This window comes from Streptomyces sp. NPDC001536, from assembly GCF_042894505.1.
GTDB lineage: Bacteria > Actinomycetota > Actinomycetes > Streptomycetales > Streptomycetaceae > Streptomyces.
Window position 1 is genome coordinate 217,820 of record NZ_JBIAVQ010000005.1, and the last position, 26,417, is coordinate 244,236.

Genomic DNA, 26,417 nt, shown 5'->3' on the forward strand with positions numbered 1-26,417 from the left:
TCCGATGGAGTATCGGCACCGGCGTGGTGACGGTGGGTCAGCCCGCGAGGTTGTCGGCCATCTCCTCGGTGATGCTGGACTCGGTGCCCGGGATGCCGAGATCCTGGGCCCGCTTGTCGGCCATCGCCAGCAGTCGGCGGATACGGCCGGCGACGGCGTCCTTGGTCAGCGGCGGGTCGGCGAGCGCGCCCAGCTCCTCCAGGGAGGCCTGCTTGTGCTCCATGCGCAGGCGCCCGGCGGCGGCGAGATGCTCGGGCACGTCGTCGGCGAGGATCTCCAGGGCCCGCTGGACGCGGGCGCCGGCGGCGACGGCCGCGCGCGCGGAGCGGCGCAGGTTGGCGTCGTCGAAGTTGGCGAGACGGTTCGCCGTGGCCCGCACCTCGCGGCGCATCCGGCGCTCCTCCCAGGCCAGCACCGACTCATGGGCGCCGAGCCGGGTGAGCAGCGCGCCGATCGCGTCGCCGTCACGGACGACCACCCGGTCCACCCCGCGCACCTCACGGGCCTTCGCGGCGATGGAGAGCCGGCGGGCGGCGCCGACCAGGGCGAGCGCGGCCTCGGGACCCGGGCAGGTCACCTCAAGGGAGGAGGAACGGCCGGGCTCGGTCAGCGAGCCGTGCGCCAGGAAGGCCCCGCGCCAGGCGGCCTCGGCGTCACAGGTGGCCCCGGAGACGACCTGAGGGGGCAGACCACGGATCGGGCGCCCCCGCCCGTCGACCAGGCCGGTCTGCCGGGCCAGCTGGTCACCACCGGCGACCACACGCACCACATAACGCGAACCGCGGCGCAGTCCGCCCGGAGCCATCACGATCAGCTCGGAGCTGTGGCCGAAGATCTCCAGGATGTCCCGCTTGAGCCGGCGGGCCGCCATCGCGGTGTCCAGCTCCGCCTCGATCACGATGCGCCCGCTCACCAGGTGGAGGCCGCCGGCGAACCGCAGAATCGCGGAGACCTCCGCCTTTCTGCAGCAGGTCCGGGTGACGGGGAGCCGGGAGATCTCATCCTTCACCGCTGCCGTCATCGCCATGGGCCGATCCTTCCATGCATCCGAAAAATACGGTCGTACGCGGCGGCCAACAGCTCCGGGTCGTGCCTCGGGGTCCCATCGGGCCGGGCCACCGGCGCCAGCTCGACCGCGGCACCGAAGCGCTTGGCGGCATCGGTCAGGGAGTCGCGGTCGGGCACGGCGGCCTGGTCGGCCAGCACCACGTCCAGGGCGAGTTTAGGGGCGTGTCGTCCCAAAACCTCCAAATGACGCTGCGGGGAGAAGCCATCGGTTTCTCCGGGCTGCGGGGCGAGGTTCAGCGAGAGTACCCGGCGGGCCTTCGTCTGGGTGAGGGCGTCCAGCAGTTCGGGCACCAGCAGATGCGGGATGACCGAGGAGAACCAGGAGCCGGGTCCGAGCACCACCCAGTCCGCGTCCAGGACGGCGGCCACGGCCTCGGGGACGGCCGGCGGGTCGTGCGGAACGACATGCACGGACTGCACCTCGCCGGGGGTGAGGGCGACCGTCGCCTGTCCCCGGACGGTGTCCACCTCCTCGGGCCGCTCCGGGTCGTGCCCCTTGACCAGGGCCTGGAGCTCCAGGGGCACGGCGGACATGGGCAGCACCCGGCCGTGCGCGCCCAGCAGCTTGCCGACCAGGTCGAGGGCCTGGACATGGTCACCGAGCTGCTCCCACAGGGCGACGATCAGCAGATTGCCGACCGCGTGCTCGTGCAGGTCGCCCTTGGACTCGAAACGGTGCTGGATGACCCGGGCCCAGGTCTGGCCCCAGTCGTCGTCACCGCACAGCGCGGCCAGCGCCTTGCGAAGATCGCCGGGCGGCAGCACGCCCAGCTCGTCCCGGAGCCGCCCGCTGGAGCCGCCGTCGTCGGCCACGGTGACGACGGCGGTGAGGTCGCCGGTGATCCGGCGCAGTGCGGCGAGCGAGGCGGACAGACCCATGCCGCCGCCGAGGGCGACGACCTTGGGCTGGGCGCCCCGGCGGCGCGGCCTGGCGCCGCGGGCCTCCACGGGCCGGGTCGCGCGTCCTTCGGGCACGACCCGGCGCAGCCTGCTCAGCCGCGGAGAACGTTCTGTCATTCCCGTCCCATGTCCCGGTGTACGACCACCGTCTCCACGCCCTGGGAGGCGAGACGGGCGGCGAGCTTCTCGGAGGTGGCGACGGAGCGGTGCTTGCCGCCGGTGCAGCCGACCGCGATCGTCACGTACCGCTTGCCCTCGCGGCGGTAGCCGGCCGCGATCAGCTGGAGCAGCTCGGAGTAGCGGTCGATGAACTCCTTGGCGCCGGGCTGGTTGAAGACGTACGCCGACACCTCCTCGTTGAGGCCGGTGAAGGGGCGCAGCTCCGGGACCCAGTGCGGGTTGGGCAGGAAGCGCATGTCCACGACCAGGTCGGCGTCGACCGGGAGGCCGTACTTGAAGCCGAAGGACATGACGGTGGCCCGCAGCTCGGGCTCCTCCTCGCCGGCGAACTGGGCGTCCATCTTGGCGCGCAGCTCGTGGACGTTGAGGCTGGAGGTGTCGATGACCAGGTCGGCGTCGCCGCGCAGCTCGCGCAGCAGTTCGCGCTCGGCGGCGATGCCGTCGACGATGCGGCCGTCGCCCTGGAGGGGGTGGGGGCGGCGCACCGATTCGAAGCGGCGGACCAGGGCCTCGTCGGAGGACTCCAGGAAGACGATCCGCCGGGTGACGTGCTTGGCCTCGAGGTCGGCGAGGGACTCGCGGAGGTTGTCGAAGAAGCGGCGGCCGCGGACGTCGACGACGACCGCGATCCGGGCGACATTGCCCTGGGAGCGGGCGCCGAGCTCCACCATCGTGGGGATCAGCGCGGGCGGGAGGTTGTCGACGACGAACCAGCCGAGGTCCTCCAGACACTTGGCGGCGGTCGACCGGCCGGCTCCGGACATACCGGAGATGATCACCAGCTCGGGGATGGCGACGTCCGGGATCCCGGCCGCGTCGCTGGTCGTGCCCGTGCTCACCTGTGCTCCGTCTCCGTCTTGGCTCTGTTGGCCTTCGTTCTCGTTCACATTCATGTCTCCTGCCCCCGTCGTTCGTCCGGGGTGCCCGCCGTCACGGGCTCCCCACCGGAACCCATGGTGCCGGGTTCCTCTTCCATGATCTCTCCAGTAGCTGTGTTCACCGCGGGTACGGCCGGTGCCGCCTGGGCCAGGGCCACGGCGATGGTCTCAGCCGTTTTGCGGCCTATGCCGGGAACCTCGCAGATCTGGTCGATGGTGGCAGATCGAAGTTTCTTCAACGAGCCGAAATGTTTCAGAAGCGCCTGCTTGCGGGTCTCGCCGAGGCCCGGGACGTCGTCCAGGGGGCTCGACCGGAACCGCTTGGCCCGCTTGGCCCGCTGGTAGGTGATCGCGAAGCGGTGGGCCTCGTCGCGGACGCGCTGGAGCAGATAGAGGCCCTCGCTGGTGCGGGGCAGGACCACCGGGTCGTCCTCGTCGGGCAGCCAGACCTCCTCCAGGCGCTTGGCGAGGCCGCAGACGGCGATGTCGTCGATGCCGAGCTCGTCGAGCGCCCTCTTGGCCGCGGCGACCTGGGGCTGTCCGCCGTCGACGACGAGGAGCTGGGGCGGGTAGGCGAACTTCTTGGGGCGGCCGTCTTCCTCGGTGAAGCTGTCCTCGCCGTCGGCCCACTCGCCGGTCTTCTCCTTCTCGGCGAGGTAGCGCCGGAAGCGGCGGGTGATCACCTCGTGCATCGAGCGGACGTCGTCCTGGCCCTCGAAGCCCTTGATCTGGAAGCGGCGGTACTCGCTCTTGCGCTGGAGGCCGTCCTCGAAGACGACCATGGAGGCCACGACGTCGTCGCCCTGGAGGTGCGAGATGTCGAAGCACTCGATCCGCAGGGGGGCGCTGTCCAGGTCGAGGGCCTCGGCGATCTCCTCCAGGGCGCGCGAGCGGGTGGTCAGGTCGGAGGCGCGCTTGGTCTTGTGCAGCGCGAGGGTCTGCTGGGCGTTGCGCTGTACGGTCTCCATCAGCGCCTTCTTGTCGCCGCGCTGCGGGATGCGCAGCGAGACGTTCGACCCGCGGCGCCCGGTGAGCCACTCCTGGACCGGCTCGGTGGGGTCGGGCAGGGCCGGGACGAGGACCTCCTTGGGGACGGAGTCCCCGGTCTCCTCGCCGTAGAGCTGCTGGAGGGCGTGCTCGACGAGGGCGCCGGTGGTGATCTCCTCGACCTTGTCGGTGACCCAGCCGCGCTGGCCGCGCACGCGTCCGCCGCGGACGTGGAAGATCTGCACGGCGGCTTCGAGTTCGTCCTCGGCGACCGCGATGAGGTCGGCGTCGGTCGCGTCGGCGAGCACGACGGCGCTCTTCTCCATGGCCTTCTTCAGGGCCTCGATGTCGTCGCGCAGGCGGGCCGCCCGCTCGTACTCCATCTCCTCGGCCGCCTCCATCATCTGCTTCTCCAGGCGGCGGAGGTACGTCCCGGTCCGGCCTGCCATGAAGTCGCTGAAGTCCTCGGCGAGTTCGCGGTGCTCGTCGGCGGAGACACGGCCGACGCAGGGCGCGGAGCACTTGCCGATGTAGCCGAGGAGGCAGGGGCGGCCGGTGCGGGCGGCGTTCTTGAAGACGCCGGCGGAGCAGGTGCGGACGGGGAAGACGCGCAACAGAAGGTCGACGGTGTCGCGGATCGCCCAGGCGTGCCCGTAGGGCCCGAAGTACCTGACGCCCTTCTTCTTGTGACCGCGCATCACCTGCACGCGCGGGAACTCCTCGTTCATCGTCACCGCGAGGTACGGGTAGCTCTTGTCGTCGCGGTACTTGACGTTGAACCGGGGGTCGTACTCCTTGATCCAGGAGTACTCCAGCTGCAGGGCCTCGACCTCCGTGGACACCACCGTCCACTCCACGGACGCGGCCGTGGTCACCATCGTGCGGGTGCGCGGGTGCAGGCTCGCCAGGTCCTGGAAGTAGTTCGCCAGGCGCTGGCGCAGGCTCTTCGCCTTTCCGACGTAGATCACCCGGCGGTGCTCGTCGCGGAATCTGTAGACCCCGGGAGAGTCCGGGATCTGTCCCGGCCTGGGGCGGTAGCTGGAGGGGTCGGCCATGTCTCACACCCTACTGGCGGGGGCTGACAGTCCGACGGGGCTGTGGACGACGGGCGGGCGACCGCTACCTGGACTCCAGGAACGTCAGGACGGCAAGGACCCGGCGGTGGTCGTCCGTGTCCTCCGTCAGGCTGAGCTTGCCGAGGATGCTGCGGACATGTTTCTCGACGGTGCCCTCGGTGACCCACAGGCGGCGGCCGATGCCGGCGTTGGAACGGCCCTCGGCCATGAGGGCCAGGACCTCCCGTTCCCGGGAGCTGAGGTGGGACAGGGGGTCGTCGCGGCGCTGGGCCGTGAAGAGTTCGTGGACCAGGGAGGGGTCGACCACCGCGCCGCCCTTGCCGATGCGGTCCAGGGCCTCGATGAACTCGTCGACGACCGTGACCCGGCTCTTCAGCAGGTAGCCGACCCCGCGTCCGCCGGCCAGCAGCTCCAGGGCGTCCTCGACCTCGACGAACGCCGACAGGACGAGGATGGCGGTGCCGGGGTGGCGCTCCCGGATGGTGCGGGCCGCCTTGAGGCCCTCCGTGGAGTGGTCGGGCGGCATCCGTATGTCGACGATGGCGATGTCGGGGCGCTCCTCGTGGACCAGTTCCAGGAGCCGCTCCGCGTCACCCGCCTGGCCCACCACCTCGTACCCGACTCTCTCGCACAGGCTCGCCAGTCCCTCCCGGAGCAGGATGTCGTCGTCGGCGAGGACCACCCGTCCCCGCACCTGCCGCTGCGATGCGTCGTCCATGGCCCCGGCTCCCCTTGCCCGACCGATCTGCTGCGCGCCCAACAGCCTGCCCCACCGGCTGGATTACGGCTAGCCGGAAGCGGAATTGGGGGCTTGCCGTGACGACACACGGACGTGCGCGAGCGATTCTCGTACCAGTGCGATGCAGAGGGACCGGTCGCTTCGGGCGAGAAGCGGCAGGTCGCGGTACCGAAGGGGTGCGGGACATGCGGCAGACGCGGATCGAGAAGGCGAGGCGGTCGACCCGTGTCCGTCCCGGCGCCGAGGACACGTACGGCTTCGGCGATGTCCTCGACCCCCGGGATCCCGACATCGTGCGCGCCAAGCGCCTGCGGTCGGCACGCCACGGCGGTACCCACCGCCCCTAGAACCGGACGGCAGCCTCTCCGTCCGACATGACCGCCCGGTGCGTACGCGACGTCACCACGTCCGAGGTCCCCCCGCCTGGACGACTCCCCCGCGTGCGCCCGGGCGGTCACACGTTCGTCGGCGGGCTCAGCGGCAGCCGTACCCTCATGGTGGTGCCCTCGCCCGGCGGACTGCTGACGTCCAGCTTGCCGCCGATGGCCTCGACGCGGTCGATGAGTCCGATCAGCCCGGATCCACGGCCCGGATCCGCTCCGCCGACGCCGTCGTCGCGGACGACCAGCTCCAGCCGGTCGTCCCGGATCTCGGCCTCGACCTCCACCACGCGCGCGTGGGCGTGTTTCGCGGCGTTGGTGAGGCATTCCGAGGTGACGTAGTACGCGGCAACCTCCAGCTGCTCCGGCAGCCGCGCAGCGGGCAGCCTCAGGTCGAGCTCCACGGGGACGGCGGAGCGGCGGGCCAGGGAGCGCAGGGCGGGGCCCAGGCCGCCCTTGGAGAGGATCGCCGGGTGGATGCCGCGGGCCACCTGGAGCAGGTCCTGGAAGGCGTCGTCGAGGCCCTTGCCCACATGGGCGAGCTGTTCGGCGAGTTCCGAGGACGGGTCCGTCAGCAGCGACTCGGCCAGTCTGAGGTCCAGTTGGAGGGCGACGAGCCGCTGCTGGACCCCGTCGTGCAGATCGCGCTCGATCCTGCGCCGGGAGGCGTCCGAGGCGGCCACCACGCGCGCGCGTGACGCGGTCAGCTGGGCGCGGCTGTCCGCGTTGGCGATGGCGGTGGCGACGAGCTCGGTGAAGTCGGCCAGCCGCGACTCGGTGCCGCCGGGCAGGGTGCCCAGCGGGGAGGCCGCGAGGATGAAGCCCCACAGCCGGTCGTCGACGACGATGGGCGCGCCCACGGCCTGTCCGACATGGGCCGCGCGCCGGGTCCCGGACACCTCGCGTATCGCCTTGCGGCCCGCCTGCCGGCGCTCCTCGCGGCTGGCCCGCTCCAGCTCCTCCGGGATCCCGTACGCGGTGCCGAGGACCGTGTGGCTGCCGTCGGGCTCCTGCCGCAGCACGGCCGCCGTCGTGCTCAGCAGGGCCCCGACCTCCTCCGCCACCCTCGTGAACACCTCGGGCGGCGGGGCGCCGCGGGCCACCAGGGTGGCGACCCGGCGCAGCGCGGCCTGCTCCAGTGCGGCCCGGCGGCTCTCGGTGACGTCACGCGCGGTGGCGTAGATGAGGCCCTCCTCGGGGACCGGCCTGGCGCTCCACTGGAGCCGGCACTCGGTGCCGTCCGCGCGCAGGTAGCGGTTCTCGAACTCGGCGACGTCGGCGCCGCTCGCGAGCCGGTCGAGGGCGACGCGGGTGCTGTCCCGGTCGTCCTCGTGCACGAACTCGATGTAGGGCTTGGCCAGCAGTTCCTCGACCGAGTGGCCGAGGGTCCTCCCGAAGGCCGGGTTGACCCGCTTGAAGTAGCCGTCGAGGCCGCTGATGCAGAGCAGGTCGAGGGAGAGGTTGAAGATGCTCTCCACTTCCTGTTCGGCCTTCTCGCGCCGCCCGTGGGCCGCCGCGAAGGACGCCATGGTGCCGTTCATGCCGCCGAGCAGCTGGGCCCAGGTGCCGTCGAAGGAGGCGACGTCGGCGCGGTGACCGAGCCGGTTGTGGTCGATCGCGGTGTTCATGGCCCGGATCTCGCCGGCCAGCCGCTCGGTGGTGACGCGCAGTTCGCGGAAGGTGTCGGCCACATCGCCGAGTTCGTCGCGGCCGGCGTAGCGGATGTCGTACGAGAGATCGCCGTACGACAGGGCCCGCGCGCCCTGGGAGACCTCGCCGAGGGGGCGGGTGATGGAGCGGCGCAGTGCCAGCGCGAGGACGGTGACGGCGGCGAGGACGGCCAAGGAGACGGTGAGGTCGCGCCGTACGCGGGTCTCCGCGCTGTGGCGGTCGCGCGCGGCGGTGATGTCGAGGTCGCGCGCGGTCCGGTCCTGGATGCCGCGCAGGGCGTCGATGCGGGCCCCGGAGTCGAGCAGCCAGCGGTCGTAGGACGGCCAGTGGGCGGCCTCCGGGTGGGCTGCGGCGAGCGTGTCGCGGACCGTGCGGACGGCCCGCCCCGGTGCCTCGAACTGCGTGCTGTACAGCTCGCCGCGCAGTTCGTCCGAGGTGTTCTGCCGGAAGGTGTCCAGTTCGGCCGCCTCCAGCTCGGGCCAGCGGCCGGCGGTGGTGGGGCGTTGCTCGGCGGGGGCGTCCAGCAGGATCGCCCGCTCCGCGCGCTCGCGTTCGGCGGCCTCGATGGCCCGTACGAGGGCGATGTGGGCGTCCGCCGCGCGGCCCGACGCCCGGGTGGGGCTTCCCGACTCGAACAGGGCGGCCTTGTCGAGCAGGGCGTCCTCGATGCCCGCGTAGTCCTGGGCCACCGCGCGGGCGGTGAGCGAGGCGGTGCCCGTCTGGACGCGCAGCGCGTGCAGCCGACGGCCGACGGCGTCGAGGTTTCCGGCGGCGTCGGCCTCGGTCCACCCGACGGCCCGGTCGACGGCCCGTTCCAGGGCCTGGTCCGTGGCCCGTTCAGCCGCGGCACGGGCCGCCGGGGTGACCGTGCCGGGGCGCAGCCGGGCCTGTACGGCGGCGATCCGCTCCCGGGCGATGGCGTCGGAGACCTCGGTGAGCGCGAACGACACCTCGGTCGCGGTGTGGAAGGCCCGCAGGTCGCCGGCCTCCTGCCACTGGGCGACGCCGCTGAAGGCGGTGAAGGCCAGCAGCCCGGTCACCGGCAGCAGCACGAGCAGCATCAGCTTGCGTCCGACACGCAGCCGGGCCAGGAGCGGGGGGCGCTCCGTCCGTGTCGGTCTCACGCCGCGCACGGTCGTTCCTCAGCGCCCGGTGGGCGGGTAGTACTGGTGGTCCGCCAAGTCCTTGTCGATGACCGCCACCGCCCGGTCGAGCGTGGCCCGCACCGGCGCCTCGTCGAACATGATCGTGGCGAAGGCCCGGGAGAAGGCGTCCGTGATCGCCGGGTAGGCGGGCGTCTGCGGCCGGGGCCGGGCGACGCCGCCCGTGAGTTGCTCGATGAACAGGTGCTCGGCGCCACCGGTGCCGTAGGCGGAGGAGAGCTTCAGCGCGCTGTGCGTGGCCGGGATCCCGCCGTTGGCCTCGCTCATCCGGTGGACCTGGTCCGGCTTGAGGAGATAGGCGAGGAAGCGCCAGACGGCGTCTCCGTCGGCCGCGCCCGAGGTGACGCCCCACTGCCAGGAGCCCATCCCGGTCACCGTGCCCCGGCCGAAGTCGGGCAACGGCACGATCGCCACGTCGCCGGGGTGCGTCTTGCTGTACTCCGGGTACCACCAGTGGCCGGTCCAGGAGATGACGCTACGGCCTTCGCTGAACGCCTGGTCGTCGGTCTTGCCGGGCTCGACGAGCCCTTCCTTGGCCCAGGTCTGCATGGTGGTGAGCGCCTTGACCGCCTCGGGGCCGTTGAGGAAGCCGTCGGCCGTACGGAACGTCCCGGGCTCGATGAGATCACCGCCCGCCGACCACACCGCGGGCGCGAAGCCGTAGGTGTTCCACTCCTCGCCGGGCTTCGCGTAGACGAGTCCGATGTCGAGGGGCGTCTTGTGGCCCGCCTTGCGGAGGGTGCGCAGGACGGCCGTGAACTCCTCGGCGGTCCACGCGTCGTCGACGCCCTTGGGGAGGCGGATGCCGGCCTTCTCCAGCGCCGAGGGGCGCACATACAGCCCCAGCCCCGAGTCGAAGGTGCCGATGCCGTACAACTTCCCCGTATACGTGCCCTGTTGGCGGATGGAGGCCAGCAGGTCGCTCCGGACGCTCTCGGGGACACAGGAGTCGATCGGCTTGAGCTTGCCGGACCAGGCGTAGCTGTAGAGATGAGGGCCGTCGAAGTCGAGCAGGTCCGGAAGGTCGCCGCTGGCCGCGGCGGAGTTCACCAGGTCGGTGTACGGGCGGTGCTCAGGCAGGGTGACGAGCTCGACCCGCACCTGCTTCTGCGCCTTGTTGAACTCCGCGACCTGCTTCCGCAAGGTGCTGAGCTCCCCGCTCGGCCCGGCGTGGAACCACATCGTCAGATGTTCGGTGCCCTCGATCCTGCCGTCGCAGGTCGTGTCACCGCGTGTCTTGCCGGCCGTGCCGTCGTCGTCATCGCCTCCCCCGCCGCACGCGGCCAGCAGCAGGACGAACCCCGACAGCCCCGCGGCCAGGGCGCGGTGGTGCCGACCAGCTCCGACGTTCCTCATCCACGCCTGCATCGCGCACCCCCACTCGACCGGGCTTCCGCGGCCTCCCCAGGGCAGCCCACATGCTACCCCCGGTGACATGCCGCTGCGCTGAGTAAACGGGAACCGGGGGATTCGGCAAGGGACTTCAGCACATTCCAGCTGCCCGGAAACAACGCGCGTCGACTCTTTCCGGGTAGCTGGAAAGCGCAATCACCCGCCTGTTGGGACCCTTTGGGGCATGTCCATGCGCTGTCTTCTCGTCGATGACAGCATCCGCTTCCTGGAGGCCGCGCGCACTCTGCTGGAGCGCGACGGGATACCCGTCGTCGGCGTCGCCATGTCAGGTCCGGAGGCTCTGGCACGGGCCACTGAACTGGCCCCGGACATCGTCCTGGTGGATCTCGACCTCGACGGGGAGAACGGCTTCGACCTCGCGGTGGAGCTCGCCGGCAATGTCACGTCCGTGATCATCCTGATCTCCACCCACTCCCTGGACGACTTCGAGGAACTCGTCGCGGCCAGCCCGGCACGCGGGTTTCTGCACAAGTCCGCGCTCTCCGCCGAGGCGATCAGAGCGGTTCTGGGCGACGACGGCTCGGGCGCGCCGACTTGACTTCTCCCCGCCGCATCCCGGCCAGGAGTGCGTGACTGTTGGGCATGAGGTGTTGTCGGGACTTGGTCAACACGCTTCAATGCGGGGGAACTCGGGACCGTGAAGAACGGCGTACGGATGTGAAGACGCCTCCGGTACCGGTGCGAATCCGCACGACGGTCTGACCAGCCGCCGTGACCACACAGAAAGGCCCCTGCATGCCGCACGCCACACAGCACGGGGACGTTTCCGCCGTCGCCGACGCGGAACTGGACACGGCCCTGCGAGGCGGCCCCTTCCATGTCGCCCTGCGGGCAGCGATCGCCGCCCGCGGACTGCCGCTCCAGCGAGTGCAGCACCATCTGTCGCGCTACGGGGTCAAGGTCGGCGTCACCAGCCTGAGTTACTGGCAGCAGGGTGCGCGCCGGCCCCAGCGCCCCGAGTCGCTGCGCGCGGTACGGGCCCTGGAGGAGATCCTCCAGCTGCCGGAGGAGTCGCTGATCCGGCTGCTCGCCGAGGCCGACGCCCACGCGGCCGGCCAGCGCCCCGCCGTCCGCTCCTACCGCTCCCTCGTCGAGGCCTCCGGCGTACTGGAACGGCTGCTGGCCGAGCTGGACTCACCGCCGGACGGTGGGCTGCACACCCTCGGGCACCACGAGCTGGTACGGATAGGGGGATGCCGGGAGCTCCTCGGGCGTGAGTCGCACCACATCGTGCGCGCCCACCGGGACGGCGTCGACCGTTTCGTGGCCGTGCACCACGGCGACCCGGGGTGCGCGCCGGAGCGCATGCAGGTGCACGCCCTGGAGAACTGCCGCACGGGACGCGTCCGCTCCCACCACGAGACCGGTGTACTCGTGGCCGAGCTGCTCTTCGACACCCGGCTGCGGGCCGGCGACACCTTCCTGTTCCGCTACGGCGTCGAGGACGGCACGGCGGGTGTCTCCCGCGAGTACATCCGCGGGTTCGGCCCGACCGGCGGGCAGTACGCGCTCCAGGTGCGGTTCGACGAGAACGCGCTGCCGGCCCGCTGCCACCGGTTCACCCAGCACTCGGCGGCGGCCCCGCGCAGCGGGCGCCAGGAGCTGGCGCTCACCGGGACGCACCGGTCGGTGCACATCGTCGAGCCGCGGGTGCGGACGGGGATCGTCGGAATCGGCTGGGACTGGGAGTGAGCCGCCGGGAGCCCGCGTGACGTAAACGCTTGCGCAAGCGTTTACGTCGGTCGCCGGATGGGATACGTTCCCGGCCTGAAGGGTGTTCGCCGAAGGGTGCCGCCCGAAGGGCTGTCCGGGAGGGGGCGTCATGGCGACCATGGCCGATGTCGCGCGCAGTGCGGGTGTGTCCGTGGCGACCGTCTCGCACGTGCTCAACGACACCCGGCCGGTGCTCCCGCACACCCGCCAGGCCGTCCTGGACGCCATCGACGAGCTCGGCTACACCCCCAACACCCTGGCCCGCTCCCTGGTGACCTCCCGCACCCGGTCCATCGGGCTCGCGGTGTCGGCGATCAGCAATCCGTACTTCACGGAGATCCTCCAGGGCGTCGAGGCCGAGGTGCTGGAACGCGGCTACAGCCTGCTGATCGCCGATCCGCACGACGACCCCGTCCATGAGCGCAAGGTCGTCCAACTGCTGCACGAGCGGCGGGTGGACGGCATGATCGTCGCGCCCTCCGCGGACCCCGGGGAGCTGCTGGCCTACCTCGGCCGCCATGCCGTACCCGCGGTGCTGCTCGACCGTGTCGTCGACACCGCGTCGCCCTTCGACCAGGTCTGCGCCGAGAACACCGCGCCGATGAGCGAGCTGGTCGCCCATCTCGCCGTGCTCGGTCACCGGCGGATCGGGCTGGTGGCGGGCCTGCCCGGGCTCAGCACCAGCAGTGAGCGGATCGCCGGGTACCGTGGCGGGCTCGCGGCCGCCGGACTGCCGTTCGACGAAGGGCTCGTGGTCCACGGCGACTCCGCGTCGGCCGGTGCCGAGCGGGCCACCGCGGCCCTGCTGGCCCTCGCCGAGCCGCCGACGGCGCTCGTCACCGCCAACAACGCGATGACGATCGGTGCGCTGCGCGCCCTGCGCGCCCACGGTCGCGCCGTCCCCGGCGACATCGCCCTATGCTGCTTCGACGACTTCGCCTGGGCCGACCTCTTCTCGCCCCGGCTCACCGCGATCGCCCAGCCCAGCAAGGAGATCGGCGCCCGGGCGGTGCAGGTGCTCCTGGAACGCCTGGCCGATCCGGACCGCCCGGCCCGGACGGTCCGCCTGCCCTGCCACTTGAGGCATCGCACGTCGTGCGGGTGCCCCGGGGACGCGGTGGTGCCCGAATGACGGCTTTCCGAGGGGGCCGGGGCGTCCCGGCGGCAGCCGGCCGGACACGCCGGAGTGTCACGACAACAGTCGCTCGAAGAGGCCGGGATGTCGCAACAGCTACTGGTCGAAGAGCCCGGGATACCCCAACGCCGGCTGCCCGAAGGGCAGTTGCCGCCCCCTCCGCCCGTCTCCGTACCGCAGGACAGCCCCGCAAGCCCGAGAAAGGAACCCGCTCGTGATCGTCGTCGCCGGTGAGGCCCTCATCGACCTGGTACCGCAGGGCACCGGAGCCCTGGCGGGACTGACGCCGGCGCTCGGCGGCGGGCCGTACAACACGGCCGTCGCCCTGGGCCGCCTCGGCTCCCCCGCGGCCTTCTGCTCCCGTACGTCGTCCGACGCGTTCGGCGAGGCTCTGCTCGACGGGCTGCGGCAGGCGTCGGTGGACGTGTCGGCGGTGCAGCGCGGGCCGGAGCCGACCACTCTGGCGGTCGCCACGATCGACGCGAGCGGCTCGGCCGCCTACTCCTTCTATGTCGAGGGCACCGCCGACCGTCTGTTCGCGGCCCCCGCCGAGCTCCCCGCAGGGACGCGCGCGGTGTCCTTCGGCACCTGCTCGCTCGTCCTGGAGCCGGGGGCGAGCGCCTACGAGGAGCTGATGCGGAGCGCGGCCGCTCAGGGCGTGTTCACCGCCCTCGACCCGAACATCCGGGCCGGACTGATCCCCGATCCGGACGCCTACCGGGCCCGGTTCAAGAGCTGGCTGCCGTCGGTGTCCCTGCTCAAGCTCTCCGAGGAGGACGCGCAGTGGCTGGGCGGCACCCCGAGCGAGTGGCTGGCCGCGGGGCCTTCGGCCGTCGTGATCACGCGAGGCGGTGACGGTCTGACCGCGTTCACCCGGGACGGCTCGGCGCACTCCGTGCCGGGCGAGAAGGTCGATGTCGTCGACACGATCGGGGCCGGCGACACGGTGAACGCGGCGCTCCTGCACGGTCTGTCCGTCCGGGACGCCCTGTCCGCCGAGGCGCTCCTGGGACTGGGCGCCGACGGCTGGACAAGGCTGCTGCGATTCGCGGCGCGGGCAGCCGCGATCACCTGCTCCCGGGCGGGGGCGGAACCGCCGTATGCCTCCGAACTCGGGGACCTGTAGGGGGCGTTCGGCCTTCCGCCGATTCCACTGTTCAGAAGTCAAGGTGCGTCGAAGCCGCAGGGATCGGGCGGCTGATCTTGCAACGATCGGCGCCCCGCGGGGAGTTCCCACGGGGCGCCGAACTTTTCCGTATTTCTCAGGACCTGTCGCCCATGGGCGTCAGGCCTTGCGGGCCCGCGTCGTCTTCTTCGCAGGTGCCGCCTTCTTGGTGGCGCCGGTTGCCTTCTTGGCCGCGGTCGCCTTGGTCGCGGTCGTCCTCGCCGTGGCCGTCTTCTTCGCCGCCGTCTTGGCGGCGACGGTCTTCTTGGCCGCCGTCTTGCGCGGGGCCTTCACCGAGGACGCGTCGCTGATCCGGTCGGCGCCGAGGATCTCCCGCAGGAACTTGCCGGTGTGGCTGGCGGGGACTCCGGCGACCTCCTCGGGGGTGCCCTCGGCGACGACGAGACCGCCGCCCGCGCCACCCTCGGGGCCCATGTCGACGACCCAGTCGGCGGTCTTGATCACGTCGAGGTTGTGCTCGATGACGATGACCGTGTTGCCCTTGTCGACCAGGCCGGAGAGGACCTTCAGCAGCTTGCTGATGTCCTCGAAGTGCAGACCGGTGGTCGGCTCGTCCAGGACGTAGACCGTGCGTCCGGTGGAACGCTTCTGAAGCTCGCTGGCGAGCTTCACGCGCTGGGCCTCGCCGCCGGACAGGGTGGTCGCGGACTGGCCGAGGCGGACATAGCCGAGACCGACGTCGTGGAGCGTCTTGAGGTGGCGGTTGATCGCCGGGACGGCCTCGAAGAAGTGCATGGCTTCCTCGATGGGCATGTTCAGGACCTCGGCGATGGACTTGCCCTTGTAGTGGACATCCAGGGTCTCCCGGTTGTACCGGGCGCCGTGGCAGACCTCGCACGGGACGTAGACGTCCGGGAGGAAGTTCATCTCGATCTTGATCGTGCCGTCGCCCGCGCAGTTCTCGCAGCGGCCGCCCTTGACGTTGAAGGAGAAGCGGCCGGGCAGGTAGCCGCGGACCTTCGCCTCGGTGGTCTCGGCGAACAGCTTGCGGACGTGGTCGAAGACGCCGGTGTACGTCGCCGGGTTGGACCGCGGAGTGCGGCCGATGGGCGACTGGTCGACGTGCACGACCTTGTCGACGAGGTCGTCGCCGTCCACGCGTGTGTGGCGTCCCGGAACGCTCCTGGCACCGTTCAGCTCGCGGGCCAGGTGGGTGTACAGGATGTCGTTGACCAGCGTGGACTTGCCGGATCCCGAGACGCCGGTGACCGCGGTGAACACACCGAGCGGGAAGGAGACGTCGATGTCCTGGAGGTTGTTCTCGCGGGCACCGTGCACCGTGAGCCGGCGGGACGGGTCCTGCGGGCGCCGGATGTCGGGGAGCGGGATCGCCTTCTTGCCGGACAGGTACTGGCCGGTCATGGACTCGGCGTTGGTGAGCAGCTCCTTCAGGGAGCCGCTGTGCACGACCTTGCCGCCGTGCTCACCGGCGCCGGGGCCGATGTCGACGATCCAGTCGGCGACCTTGATGGTGTCCTCGTCGTGCTCGACGACGATGAGCGTGTTGCCCATGTCGCGCAGCCGGACCAGGGTCTCGATCAGCCGGTGGTTGTCGCGCTGGTGCAGACCGATGGACGGCTCGTCGAGGACGTAGAGCACGCCGACGAGTCCGGAGCCGATCTGGGTGGCCAGGCGGATGCGCTGCGCCTCGCCGCCGGACAGGGTGCCGGCCGCGCGGTTGAGCGAGAGGTAGTCGAGGCCGACGTCGACGAGGAACTTGAGCCGCTCATTGACCTCCTTCAGCACCCGCTCGGCGATCTTCTTGTCGCGGGCGTTGAGCTTCAGCTCGCCCAGGAAGTCCGCGCAGTCGCTGATGGACATCGCGGAGACCTCGGCGATCGACTTCTCCATCACGGTGACCGCGAGGACGATCGGCTTGAGGCGGGTGCCCTCACAGGTGGGGCAGGGCACCTCGCGCATGTAGCCCTCGAAGCGCTCACGGCTGGCGTCGCTCTCGGACTCGCTGTGCCGGCGCTTGACGAAGGGGACGGCGCCTTCGAAGGGTGTCGTGTAGACCCGCTCGCGTCCGTACCGGTTGCGGTAGCGGACCTCGATCTGCGTCTTGTGGCCGTACAGCAGGGCCTTCTTGGCGCGCTGCGGCAGGCCCGCGAAGGGGATGTCGGTGCGGAAGCCCAGCGCGTCCGCGAGGGCGCCGATCAGCCGGCCGAAGTAGTCCTTGGTGTGCCCGTGCGACCAGGGGTGGATGGCGCCCTCGTCGAGGGACTTGTCCTCGTCGGGGACGATCAGCTCGGGGTCGACCTCCATGCGGGTGCCGATGCCGCTGCACTCGGGGCAGGCGCCGAAGGGGGAGTTGAAGGAGAAGGAGCGGGGCTCCAGCTCCTCGAAGGACAGGTCGTCGTACGCGCAGTACAGGTGCTCCGAGTACATGCGCTCGCGGTCGGGGTCGTCCGCGGGGAGGTCGACGAAGTCGAGGACGACCATGCCGCCGGCGAGGCCGAGGGCGGTCTCCACGGAGTCGGTGAGCCGGCGCTTGGCGGACTCCTTCACCGTGAGGCGGTCGATGACCACCTCGATGGTGTGCTTCTCCTGCTTCTTCAGTGTGGGCGGCTCGGAGAGCTGGATGATCTCGCCGTCCACCCGCGCGCGGCTGTAACCCTTGGTCTGGAGGTCGGCGAAGAGGTCGACGAACTCGCCCTTGCGCTCGCGCACCAGCGGCGACAGGACCTGGAAGCGGCTCCCCTCCGGCAGCTCCAGGACCTTGTCGACGATGGCCTGCGGCGACTGGCGCGCGATCGGGCGCCCGCACTCGGGACAGTGCGGCTTGCCGATGCGCGCGAAGAGCAGTCGGAGGTAGTCGTAGACCTCGGTGATGGTGCCGACCGTCGAGCGCGGGTTGCGAGAGGTCGACTTCTGGTCGATGGAGACCGCGGGCGAGAGGCCCTCGATGAAGTCGACGTCCGGCTTGTCCATCTGGCCGAGGAACTGGCGGGCGTACGAGGAGAGCGACTCCACGTACCGACGCTGACCTTCGGCGAAGATCGTGTCGAAGGCCAGGGAGGACTTGCCCGACCCGGACAGGCCCGTGAAGACGATGAGCGAGTCACGCGGCAGGTCGAGCGAGACGTTCTTGAGGTTGTGCTCGCGCGCGCCACGGACGATGAGACGGTCGGCCACGCCGGTCCGCACCTTTCTTGAGAAGAAGTGACAGGGGCGGGGCCCCCGTGCTTTTTCAGACTAGGGGGAGCCACTGACAACGCCGGTCGGATTCCCGGATGCATAACAATCCCCGGCTATCCAGCATGCCCGACGCCGCTGTCGACCATATAGCACGTGCATTCGATTTACGGCACTGCTTCACCACCTTCACCCAAAGGTGTGGCGGGGCTAGTGTCAGCAGCATGATTGATCACGCGCATGACCTGGCGTCTGTACGTGACGCGACCGAACGGCTGCTCACCGCAGCCGCCAAACTGGACAACGCGTCTGTGACCGAGCCGTCACGGCTCCCCGGCTGGACCCGCGGCCACGTCCTCGCCCACCTCGCCCGCAACGCGGACGCCCTCGTGAACGTTCTGGAGGGCCGCCCCATGTACGTCTCCGGGGAGGCCCGGGACGCCGACATCGACCGGGACGCCCCGCGCCCCCTCGACGTCCAGCTCGCGGACATCCGGGACAGCGCCGCCCGCTTCCAGGAGGCGGGAGCCGTCCCGGCCGACTGGTCGCGCGTCGTGCAGCTGCGCAACGGGGTCACCGACTCGGCGGCCAGGGTGCCGTTCCGGCGATGGGTGGAGCTGGAGCTTCACCATGTGGACCTCGGGATCGGCTACGAGCTGGAGGACGTGCCCGCGGAGTTCGCGGACCGGGAGATCGCCTTCCTCGCCGACCGGTTCACCGGGCACCCCGACGTACCGCCGACCCGCCTGACGGACGACACGCGCGCGTGGACCACGGGCCGGGTGGCGGAGGCGCTCGTGGTCACGGTGACGGGCTCCCCCGCCGACCTGCTGGGCTGGCTCGCCGGGCGCCGCAACGGATCGGCGCTGAGGGTGGAGGGGGGCAGGCTGCCGGAGCTTCCTCCGCTGTAGGGGCGCCCTAGACTGACCGCCATGACGTACAGCGGACAGGTCACGGTCGGTGGCCCGGCGGACGTGCACGAACTCAAGGACCTGATGATCACCAAGATCGCGGTCGGTCCCATGAACAACAACGCCTATCTGCTGCGCTGCCGGGCCACGGACGAGCAGCTGCTGATCGACGCGGCCAACGACGCGGAGACGCTGATCGGCATGATCGGTGACGACGGCATCGCGTCCGTCGTCACCACACACCAGCACGGCGACCACTGGCAGGCCCTCGCCCGGGTCGTCGACGCCACCGGCGCCCGTACGTACGCGGGCCGGGAGGACGCCTCCGGCATCCCCGTGCCGACCGACGTCCTCGTCGACGACGGCGACACCATCCGGGTGGGGCACGTGGAGCTGACCGCGCGCCATCTGGTCGGGCACACGCCGGGCTCGATCGCGCTCGTCTACGACGACCCGCACGGCCACCCCCATGTGTTCACCGGCGACTGTCTCTTCCCCGGCGGTGTGGGCAACACCCGCAAGGATCCTGAGGCGTTCGCGAGTCTGATCCACGACGTGGAGACGAAGATCTTCGACGTCCTGCCGGACGAGACGTGGGTCTACCCGGGCCACGGCGACGACACATCGCTGGGCGCCGAGCGCCCCCAGCTGCCGGAGTGGCACGCGCGCGGGTGGTGAGCGACGGGGCGCGCGACGAATCCCCCGCGCACCCGGCGCGCAGCCGACTCGTGCGCGCCCAGCGTGTGACGACCCTCGCGCGCCCCGCGCACAACACCCCTGTACGCGCCGCACCTTCGCGCCCCCGGCGCGCACGCCTTCGCACGCGCCCCGTGTGAACCGTTCACACACGCCGGTGTCCTGCGCACGCTCCCCGCGTACATGGTTGCGCGGTCAACTGGTAGCAGCCCCGCACAGGATGACGGCTCCTGCGCGGCACGGGCCGCCGGTCTTTCGATCCCCGCCCTCGGCCGGCGGCCCCGGCGACGTGCACAGGAGCGTCCACAGAGGGCGTTCACAAGAACGCAACACCCGTTCCCAGTATGCGGACAAATGCCGTCGTGACCTCGACAAACGGGGCGACCTGCTGTCAATCTCCCGCCATGCACCTCGCCCCGCGCACCCTGCGCCGCGCTGTCGCCGCCGCGACCATAGCCCTGCTCGCCACCGCCGTCGGCTGCGCACCGCAGCCGGAGGAGGACTCGGCCGCCAAACCTTCGGGGTCGTCGACCGGCACCGCGTGCACCAAGGGGAAGCTGGCCACGGAGACGTCCGGCAAGCTCACGATCGCCACGGACGAGCCCGCCTACGAGCCGTGGTTCAAGGACGACAAGCCCGCCAACGGCAAGGGGTTCGAGTCGGCGGTCGCCTACGCGGTGGCGGAGCAGCTCGGCTATGACAAGAGTGCCGTCGTCTGGCAGAGCGTTCCGTTCAACAAGGCGTTCGCGCCCGGCGAGAAGACCTTCGACTTCGACATCAACCAGGTGTCGATCAGCGCCGAGCGCAAGAAGGCCGTGGACTTCTCGTCCGGCTACTACGACGTGCGCCAGGCCGTCATCGCCCTCAAGGGCACCAAGGCTGCGAAGGCGACGAGCGTCGCGGACCTCAAGGGCCTCAAGCTGGGCGCCCAGGTCGGCACCACCAGCCTCAACTACATCGAGGACGTGGTGAAGCCGACGCAGCAGCCCGCCGCGTACGCCAAGAACGACCAGGCCAAGTCCGCCCTCAAGAACGGCCAGGTGGACGCCATCGTCGTCGACCTGCCGACCGCCTTCTACATCACCGCGGCCGAGGTGACGAACGCCGAGATCGTCGGCCAGTTCGAGAACCAGGGCGGCACGCCGGAGCAGTTCGGCCTCGTCCTCGACAAGGGCAGCGCGCTCACGTCCTGCGTGACCGACGCGGTCGACACCCTGCGCGAGAACGGCACGCTGGCGAAGATCGAGCAGCAGTGGCTGTCCGACGCCGTCGACGCCCCGGTGCTCAAGTGACGCTCACGAAGGAGGAGTCCGGCGCGGAGTCGCCGGACTCCGACGACACGTACACACCCTCCGAGCGACGGCTCGAACGGGAACGCCACAAGAGGGCCCGCTCCCGCCGTGCCACGGCGATCGGCGCGCTCTCGACGCTCGTCACGGCGGCCGTCCTCTACCTGGTCGTCGTCAACGCCCCGGGCTGGCCGCGCACCAAGGAGACCTTCTTCAACGGGGAGTACGCGCGCGAGGCGTTCCCCAAGGTCCTCGAAGGGCTGTGGCTCAACCTCCGGCTGCTGCTGATATGCGGCGTGGCCGTGCTCGTCCTCGGCATGCTCATCGCCATCGCCCGCACCCTGCGCGGCCCGGTGTTCTTCCCGCTGCGGGTGCTGGCCGCCGCCTATACGGACTTCTTCCGGGGCCTTCCGCTCATCATCAACCTGATGATCGTGGTCCTGGGCGTCCCGGCACTGCGGCTCCAGGGCGTGACGGTCGACCCGGTGCTGCTGGGCGGCACCGCGCTGACGCTGACGTACTCGGCCTACGTGGCCGAGGTGTTCCGCGCCGGCATCGAGTCCATCCACCCCTCGCAGCGTGCCGCGGCCCGCTCGCTCGGCCTCTCCAACCGGCAGGCGCTGCGGCACGTGGTGCTGCCGCAGGCCGTACGACGCCAGGTGCCGCCCCTGCTCAACGACCTGGTGTCGCTCCAGAAGGACACCGGGCTCGTCTCGATCGGCGGTGCGGTGGACGCCGTACGGGCCGCCGACATCATCGTGGGCCGCAGCCTCAACTACACGCCGTACATCGTCGCGGGGCTGGTCTTCGTCGCGCTGACCATCCCGATGACCCGGTTCACGGACTGGGTGACGGCCCGGATGGACCGTCAGCGGGCCCAAGGAGGGACCACATGACCGACGCACCGGTGCTGCGGATGGAGTCCGTCCGCAAGACGTTCGGCGGCTCGGTCGTACTGCGGGACGTGGACCTGGAGGTCGCCTCGCACACGGTGACCGCGCTGATCGGCGCCTCCGGCTCCGGCAAGTCCACGCTGTTGCGCTGCGCGAACCTCCTGGAGGAGATCGACGACGGCGCGATCTGGCTGGACGGCGAGGAGATCACCGACCCGCGGGTGAACCAGGACGCGGTACGCCGCCGTATCGGCGTGGTCTTCCAGGCGTACAACCTCTTCCCGCACATGACCGTCCTGGAGAACATCACGCTCGCCCCTCGCCGCGTCCACGGCGTGTCCCGCGCGGAGGCCGAGGAGCGTGGCAAGGAGCTGCTGGAGCGGCTCGGGCTCGGTGGCAAGGCGGGCGAGTACCCGGACCGGCTCAGCGGCGGTCAGCAGCAGCGGGTCGCGATCGTGCGCGCTCTGGCCGTACGTCCCCGGCTGCTGCTCCTCGACGAGATCACCGCGGCCCTCGACCCGGAGCTCGTGGGCGAGGTGCTCACCGTCGTCCGTGATCTCAAGGACGAGGGCATGACCATGGTGCTGGCCACGCACGAGATGGGCTTCGCCCGCGATGTCGCCGACCAGGTTTGTTTTCTGGACGGAGGGGTGGTCCTGGAGCGAGGGACGGCCGAGCAGATCTTCGGTGACCCGCAGCAGGAGCGCACGCAGCGCTTCCTGCGGCGGATCGTGGAGGCCGGGCGCCTGTAACAGGCGCCCACCAGGAGGGCGGGGCTTACCGCCCCTAGCCGCCCCTAGCCACGCCTTACGCCTCGGCCTGTCCCGTCCCCGCCAGCGCCGCGACCCGCTCCACGCCGAACGCGTATCCCTGCACGCCGCAGCCCGCGATGACGCCGTCGGCGCGCAGGGAGACGTAGGAGTGGTGGCGGAAGGACTCGCGCTTGTGGATGTTGGAGATGTGGACCTCGATCACCGGCAGTCCGTCGCAGGTGTTGAGTGCGTCCAGAATCGCGACCGACGTGTGCGAGTAGGCGCCGGGGTTGATGACGATCCCGCAGTGGTTCAGCCGCGCCTCGTGGATCCAGTCGACCAGCTCGCCCTCGTGGTTGGACTGCCGGAAGTCCACGGTGCCGCCGTGCGCGGCCGCGGTCTTGGCGCACAGGGCCTCGACGTCGGCGAGGGTGTCGGATCCGTAGATCTCCGGCTGGCGCTGGCCGAGCAGGTTCAGGTTGGGGCCGTTGAGGATCATGATCGGGGCGTTGGCCAGGGTGCGGGGCACGGTTCCTCCGGTCCGGTGGCGGGTGTGCGATCCGTTGAAGACCGCTGCTCAGACCCCGGTTTATCACGGTGCGCCGAGAGAGCGGACGGCCGTACCCTCCACGGATGACGACGATCTCGTACCCGCCCAAGCCCTCCCCCGGCGACCGCATAGCCGTCATCTCGCCCGGCGCCGGCCTGCCCGAGCTGTTCCCGCGCCCCTTCGAACTGGGCCTGGAGCGACTGCGCGAGGACTATGGCCTCGTCCCGGTCGAGTACCCGACGACCCGCAAGATGGGCACGACTCCGCAGGAGCGCGCCGACGACATCCACGCCGCCTTCGCCGACCCGGACATCAAGGCGGTCATCGCGTCGATCGGCGGCGACGACCAGATCACCGTGCTGCCGTATCTGGACCGGGAGTTGATCCGGGCGAAACCGAAGCCGTTCTTCGGGATGAGCGACAACACGAACCTGCTGATGTATCTACGCAACACGGGGATCGTCGGCTATCACGGCGCGACCGTGATGACCGCACTGGGCCGTCCGGTCGCCATGGACGAACTGACCGCCGACTCCCTGCGGGCAGCCCTGTTCACCTCGGGCGAGTACGAGTTGAGGCCCGCCGACCGCTGGAACGACGTCAACCGCGACTGGGCGGACCCGGCGACCTTCGAAGCGGAGCCGGAGACCAGGCCGGGCACGGGCTGGACCTGGGTGAACCCCGACCGGGTGATCGAGGGCCGTAGCTGGGGCGGCTGCCTGGAGATCCTGGGATGGCTGCTGATGGCCGACCGTGAGATCTCGCACGACCTGAGCGAGTACGACGGCGGCGTACTGCTGCTGGAGACCTCCGAGGAGATGCCGAGCGGCGAAGAGGTCTTCCGCACCCTGCGCAACATGGGCGAGCGCGGTCTGCTCCAGCGCTTCTCCGCACTGCTGATGGGCCGGGCGAAGACCTGGTCCTTCGAGCAGCCCAACGGCCCCGAGGAGAGCGCTCGTTACGCCTCCGACCAGCGCGAGGCCGTACTGCGCGCCATGCGGGCCTACGCCCCCGACACCACGATCGTCTTCGACGTCGACTTCGGGCACACCGATCCCCAACTCGTCATTCCCTACGGGGGTCTCGTCCGTGTCGACGGTCCCGCCCGGCGCATCACGGTCACCTACTGACGCGCCCGCACGCCCCCGTAACCCGCGGTCACCGTGGGTAGTTGACGCGGCATGCACGACGTACGCACCGTAAGGGCGCCCTCCATGCCGCGGCTCGCGGCCGCCTCGCTCGCCGGGACGGCCATCGAGTTCTACGACTTCTTCGTCTACGGGACCGCGGCGGCGCTGGTCCTGGGGCCGCTGTTCTTCCCGACGTTCTCGCCGCTGGCGGGGACGCTGGCCGCCTTCGCCACCTTCGGTGTGGGGTTCGTGGCGCGGCCGCTGGGTTCGGTGCTGTTCGGGCATATCGGGGACCGGCGCGGGCGGCGGCCGGTCCTCGTCGCCTCATTGCTGCTGACGGGCGGCGCCACGGTCGCGGTCGGCTGTGTCCCGACGTACGACTCGATCGGGGTGACCGCTCCCCTGCTGCTGCTCGTGCTGCGGTTCCTCCAGGGCCTGGGGCTCGGCGGGGAGTGGGGCGGGGCCGTGCTGCTGACGGCCGAGCACGCGCCGCCCGAGCGACGCGGCCTGTGGTCGAGTTTCCCGCAGATCGGGCCCGCGGTGGGATTTCTGCTCGCCAACGGCGTGATGCTCGTCCTGTCTGCGTCGCTGACCGAGGCGCAGTTCGCCGCGTGGGGGTGGCGAGTGCCGTTCTGGGCGGCGGGGGTGCTGGCCGTGGCGGGGCTGTGGCTGCGGTCGTCGCTCGCCGAGAGTCCCGGCTTCCTCGAGATCGACGACCACGCGCGCGTGCCGCTCGTCGAGGTCGTGCGCGACCACTGGCGGCTCGTCCTGCTGACGGCCGGGGCGCTCGCGGTCGGGTACGCGATCTTCTACGCCGTGACGACCTGGTCCCTCGCGTATGCGACGGAGCGGCTGGGCGTGGGCCGTACGGTCATGCTGGCCTGCATCATGGCCGCGGTCGTGGTGAAGGGCTCGCTCACGCCGGTGGCGGCGCTGCTCGGCGATCGTTACGGGCGGCGGCCGCTGTGTCTGGCGGGGTGTGCGGCGGCGGCCGTGTGGATGTTCCCGATGGTCGCGCTGCTCTCTACCGGTGAACCGCTGCTGATGTTCCTGGGGTTCCTGGGCGCGATGCTCGCGTTCATCACGATGTTCGCGGTGATCGCCGCGTATCTGCCGGAGCTGTACGAGCCGAGGGTGCGCTGCACGGGTGCCGCGGTCGGCTACAACCTCGGTGGCGTCCTCGGGGGCGCGCTCACGCCGATCGTGGCGACGGCGCTGGCCGAGCAGGGCGGCCGGGTGCCGTGGGGTGTGGGGGCGTATCTGACGGGGATCGCGCTGCTGAGTCTGGGGTGCTTCGCGCTGTTGCCGGAGACGCGTCCGGTGCCGGTGGCCGTCAAGGCGGAGCCGGCCATGGATTGATCCGGGGGTTGGTCCACGGATTCGCCTGCGGAAGGTCCCCGGATCGGCCTACGGATGGGCCTACGGATCGGTCTACGGATTGATCGCCAGCTCCAGATAGGCCGCGAACACCACCAGGTGTACGCCGCCCTGGAGCGGGGTGGCCCGGCCCGGCACGATCGTCAGGGAGCTGACCACCACGGTCAGGGCGAGCAGCACCATGTGGGTGGCGCCGAGGCCGAGGACGAGCGGGCCGTCGAGCCAGATGGAGGCCAGGGCGACGGCGGGGATGGTGAGGCCGATGCTGGCCATCGCCGAGCCGAGCGCGAGGTTGAGGCTGGTCTGCACGCGGTCGCGACGGGCGGAGCGCAGCGCGGCGATGGTCTCGGGGAGCAGCACCAGCAGGGCGATGATCACGCCGACGACGGCATGGGGCAGTCCGGCGGCCGACACCCCTGACTCGATGGTGGGCGACACGCCCTTGGCCAGGCCGACGACGCCGATCAGGGCCAGTCCCAGCAGGCCGAGGCTGATCTGGGCGGTACGGGAGGACGGCGCGTCGGCGTGGTCGTCGACGGCGATGACCTCGCCCTGGCGGGTGATGGGGAGGAAGTAGTCGCGGTGCCGCACGGTCTGTGTCGCCACGAACAGGCCGTACAGGACCAGTGAGGAGAGCGCGGCGAAGGTCAGCTGGACGCCGGAGAACTCCGGGCCCGGCTTGCTCGTCGTGAACGTCGGCAGGACCAGGCTGAGGGTGGCCAGGGTGGCGACGGTCGCGAGGGCGGCGCCGGTGCCCTCGGGGTTGAAGACGGCGATGCCGTGGCGCAGCGAGGCGACCAGGAGGCAGACACCGACGATGCCGTTGCAGGTGATCATCACGGCCGCGAAGACCGTGTCCCGGGCGAGAGTCGAGCTCTTGCCGCCGCCGTCGGCCATCAGGGTGACGATGAGGGCGACTTCGATGATGGTGACGGCGACGGCGAGGACGAGGGAGCCGAAGGGCTCGCCGACCCGGTGCGCGACCACTTCGGCATGGTGCACGGCGGCCAGGACGGCGCCCGCGAGGACCAGGGTCACCAGGACGACGATGACGCCCGGCAGGTCGCGCCCCCAGGTGAAGGCCAGGAGGACGACCGCGAGCACCGGCACGAGCGTCGTCCACCGGGTGGTGAGCGACCTGAGCCGAGTGATCATGCAGCGATCGTCGCAGAGGCGAACGGGCTCCGCATTCCGC

Annotated in this window: 22 protein-coding genes; 12 read left to right on the plus strand and 10 right to left on the minus strand. The window is 70.8% G+C overall.

The genetic code is table 11. From position 1 onward, the window contains the following. Positions 1 to 37: 37 nt before the first annotated feature. The 5 genes from whiA to ACFY0U_RS16500 form a co-directional block, all read right to left on the minus strand. The gene (whiA, locus tag ACFY0U_RS16480) at positions 38 to 1,027 is read right to left on the minus strand and encodes a DNA-binding protein WhiA (protein WP_388635747.1); all 990 of its coding nucleotides are present in this window, start codon (positions 1,025 to 1,027) and stop codon (positions 38 to 40) included. Then, complete coding sequence (gene yvcK / locus ACFY0U_RS16485) at positions 1,018 to 2,085, minus strand: uridine diphosphate-N-acetylglucosamine-binding protein YvcK (RefSeq protein WP_388635749.1); 1,068 nt, start codon at positions 2,083 to 2,085, stop codon at positions 1,018 to 1,020. Before yvcK ends, whiA begins: the two co-directional genes overlap by 10 nt. Then, positions 2,082 to 3,041 carry an RNase adapter RapZ gene (gene rapZ, locus ACFY0U_RS16490; RefSeq protein WP_388635751.1) on the minus strand — a complete coding sequence of 320 codons (960 nt, stop codon included), beginning with the start codon at positions 3,039 to 3,041 and terminating at the stop codon, positions 2,082 to 2,084. Before rapZ ends, yvcK begins: the two co-directional genes overlap by 4 nt. Further along, entirely contained in the window at positions 3,038 to 5,068 is a 2,031-nt protein-coding gene (gene uvrC / locus ACFY0U_RS16495) for an excinuclease ABC subunit UvrC (protein ID WP_388635753.1), read from the minus strand. The genes rapZ and uvrC overlap by 4 nt, the downstream gene beginning before the upstream one ends. 64 nt (positions 5,069 to 5,132) lie before the next feature. After that, entirely contained in the window at positions 5,133 to 5,807 is a 675-nt protein-coding gene (locus ACFY0U_RS16500; RefSeq protein WP_388635755.1) for a response regulator, read from the minus strand. A gap of 206 nt (positions 5,808 to 6,013) precedes the next feature. Between ACFY0U_RS16500 and ACFY0U_RS16505 the strand changes: the two genes are divergently transcribed. Then, positions 6,014 to 6,175 (plus strand): hypothetical protein, encoded by a 162-nt coding sequence (locus ACFY0U_RS16505; protein WP_388635757.1) that lies wholly within the window; start codon positions 6,014 to 6,016, stop codon positions 6,173 to 6,175. A gap of 107 nt (positions 6,176 to 6,282) precedes the next feature. Here ACFY0U_RS16505 and ACFY0U_RS16510 read toward each other — a convergent pair whose 3' ends face one another. Together ACFY0U_RS16510 and ACFY0U_RS16515 are read right to left on the minus strand one after the other, a co-directional pair. Beyond that, entirely contained in the window at positions 6,283 to 8,940 is a 2,658-nt protein-coding gene (locus ACFY0U_RS16510; RefSeq protein ID WP_388636263.1) for a PAS domain S-box protein, read from the minus strand. An 81-nt stretch (positions 8,941 to 9,021) separates the two neighbouring features. Further along, positions 9,022 to 10,398, minus strand: coding sequence for an ABC transporter substrate-binding protein (locus ACFY0U_RS16515; protein ID WP_388635759.1), 1,377 nt, complete (start codon positions 10,396 to 10,398; stop codon positions 9,022 to 9,024). Between the two features lie 220 nt (positions 10,399 to 10,618). On the opposite strand from ACFY0U_RS16515, the gene ACFY0U_RS16520 reads away from it, so the two are divergent. The 4 genes from ACFY0U_RS16520 to ACFY0U_RS16535 all read left to right on the plus strand — a co-directional run bounded on the left by ACFY0U_RS16520 (position 10,619) and on the right by ACFY0U_RS16535 (position 14,429). Continuing rightward, positions 10,619 to 10,993 carry a response regulator transcription factor gene (locus ACFY0U_RS16520; protein ID WP_388635761.1) on the plus strand — a complete coding sequence of 125 codons (375 nt, stop codon included), beginning with the start codon at positions 10,619 to 10,621 and terminating at the stop codon, positions 10,991 to 10,993. Positions 10,994 to 11,190: 197 nt separating this feature from the next. After that, positions 11,191 to 12,147, plus strand: coding sequence for a hypothetical protein (locus tag ACFY0U_RS16525; protein WP_388635763.1), 957 nt, complete (start codon positions 11,191 to 11,193; stop codon positions 12,145 to 12,147). Positions 12,148 to 12,277: 130 nt separating this feature from the next. Continuing rightward, complete coding sequence (locus ACFY0U_RS16530) at positions 12,278 to 13,300, plus strand: LacI family DNA-binding transcriptional regulator (protein WP_388635765.1); 1,023 nt, start codon at positions 12,278 to 12,280, stop codon at positions 13,298 to 13,300. A 217-nt stretch (positions 13,301 to 13,517) separates the two neighbouring features. Next, complete coding sequence (locus tag ACFY0U_RS16535; RefSeq protein ID WP_388635767.1) at positions 13,518 to 14,429, plus strand: carbohydrate kinase; 912 nt, start codon at positions 13,518 to 13,520, stop codon at positions 14,427 to 14,429. Positions 14,430 to 14,588: 159 nt separating this feature from the next. On the opposite strand, the gene uvrA is transcribed toward ACFY0U_RS16535, so the two are convergent. Then, positions 14,589 to 17,624, minus strand: coding sequence for an excinuclease ABC subunit UvrA (uvrA, locus tag ACFY0U_RS16540; RefSeq protein ID WP_388635769.1), 3,036 nt, complete (start codon positions 17,622 to 17,624; stop codon positions 14,589 to 14,591). A 224-nt stretch (positions 17,625 to 17,848) separates the two neighbouring features. Here uvrA and ACFY0U_RS16545 point away from each other — a divergent pair, with 224 nt between their 5' ends. From ACFY0U_RS16545 to ACFY0U_RS16565, 5 genes are all read left to right on the plus strand, one after another. Next, positions 17,849 to 18,535, plus strand: a complete 687-nt coding sequence (locus tag ACFY0U_RS16545) for a maleylpyruvate isomerase family mycothiol-dependent enzyme (RefSeq protein ID WP_388635770.1) — start codon at positions 17,849 to 17,851, stop codon at positions 18,533 to 18,535. Positions 18,536 to 18,556: 21 nt separating this feature from the next. Next, positions 18,557 to 19,213: an MBL fold metallo-hydrolase gene (locus tag ACFY0U_RS16550; RefSeq protein ID WP_388635772.1), complete on the plus strand. Its 657-nt coding sequence runs from the start codon at positions 18,557 to 18,559 to the stop codon at positions 19,211 to 19,213. Positions 19,214 to 19,635: 422 nt separating this feature from the next. Continuing rightward, positions 19,636 to 20,523, plus strand: coding sequence for an ABC transporter substrate-binding protein (locus tag ACFY0U_RS16555; protein WP_388635774.1), 888 nt, complete (start codon positions 19,636 to 19,638; stop codon positions 20,521 to 20,523). Beyond that, positions 20,520 to 21,416: an amino acid ABC transporter permease gene (locus tag ACFY0U_RS16560; protein ID WP_388635776.1), complete on the plus strand. Its 897-nt coding sequence runs from the start codon at positions 20,520 to 20,522 to the stop codon at positions 21,414 to 21,416. The genes ACFY0U_RS16555 and ACFY0U_RS16560 overlap by 4 nt, the downstream gene beginning before the upstream one ends. Then, positions 21,413 to 22,165: an amino acid ABC transporter ATP-binding protein gene (locus tag ACFY0U_RS16565; protein ID WP_388635778.1), complete on the plus strand. Its 753-nt coding sequence runs from the start codon at positions 21,413 to 21,415 to the stop codon at positions 22,163 to 22,165. Before ACFY0U_RS16560 ends, ACFY0U_RS16565 begins: the two co-directional genes overlap by 4 nt. A gap of 55 nt (positions 22,166 to 22,220) precedes the next feature. On the opposite strand, the gene aroQ is transcribed toward ACFY0U_RS16565, so the two are convergent. Next, positions 22,221 to 22,694, minus strand: a complete 474-nt coding sequence (gene aroQ / locus ACFY0U_RS16570) for a type II 3-dehydroquinate dehydratase (RefSeq protein ID WP_388635780.1) — start codon at positions 22,692 to 22,694, stop codon at positions 22,221 to 22,223. A gap of 104 nt (positions 22,695 to 22,798) precedes the next feature. Here aroQ and ACFY0U_RS16575 point away from each other — a divergent pair, with 104 nt between their 5' ends. Both ACFY0U_RS16575 and ACFY0U_RS16580 read left to right on the plus strand, forming a co-directional pair. After that, positions 22,799 to 23,845, plus strand: coding sequence for a S66 peptidase family protein (locus ACFY0U_RS16575; RefSeq protein ID WP_388635782.1), 1,047 nt, complete (start codon positions 22,799 to 22,801; stop codon positions 23,843 to 23,845). 51 nt (positions 23,846 to 23,896) lie between these two features. Further along, complete coding sequence (locus ACFY0U_RS16580; RefSeq protein ID WP_388635784.1) at positions 23,897 to 25,204, plus strand: MFS transporter; 1,308 nt, start codon at positions 23,897 to 23,899, stop codon at positions 25,202 to 25,204. Positions 25,205 to 25,276: 72 nt separating this feature from the next. Here ACFY0U_RS16580 and ACFY0U_RS16585 read toward each other — a convergent pair whose 3' ends face one another. Further along, the gene (locus ACFY0U_RS16585; RefSeq protein WP_388635786.1) at positions 25,277 to 26,377 is read right to left on the minus strand and encodes a calcium:proton antiporter; all 1,101 of its coding nucleotides are present in this window, start codon (positions 26,375 to 26,377) and stop codon (positions 25,277 to 25,279) included. Between the last annotated feature and the right edge of the window lie 40 nt (positions 26,378 to 26,417).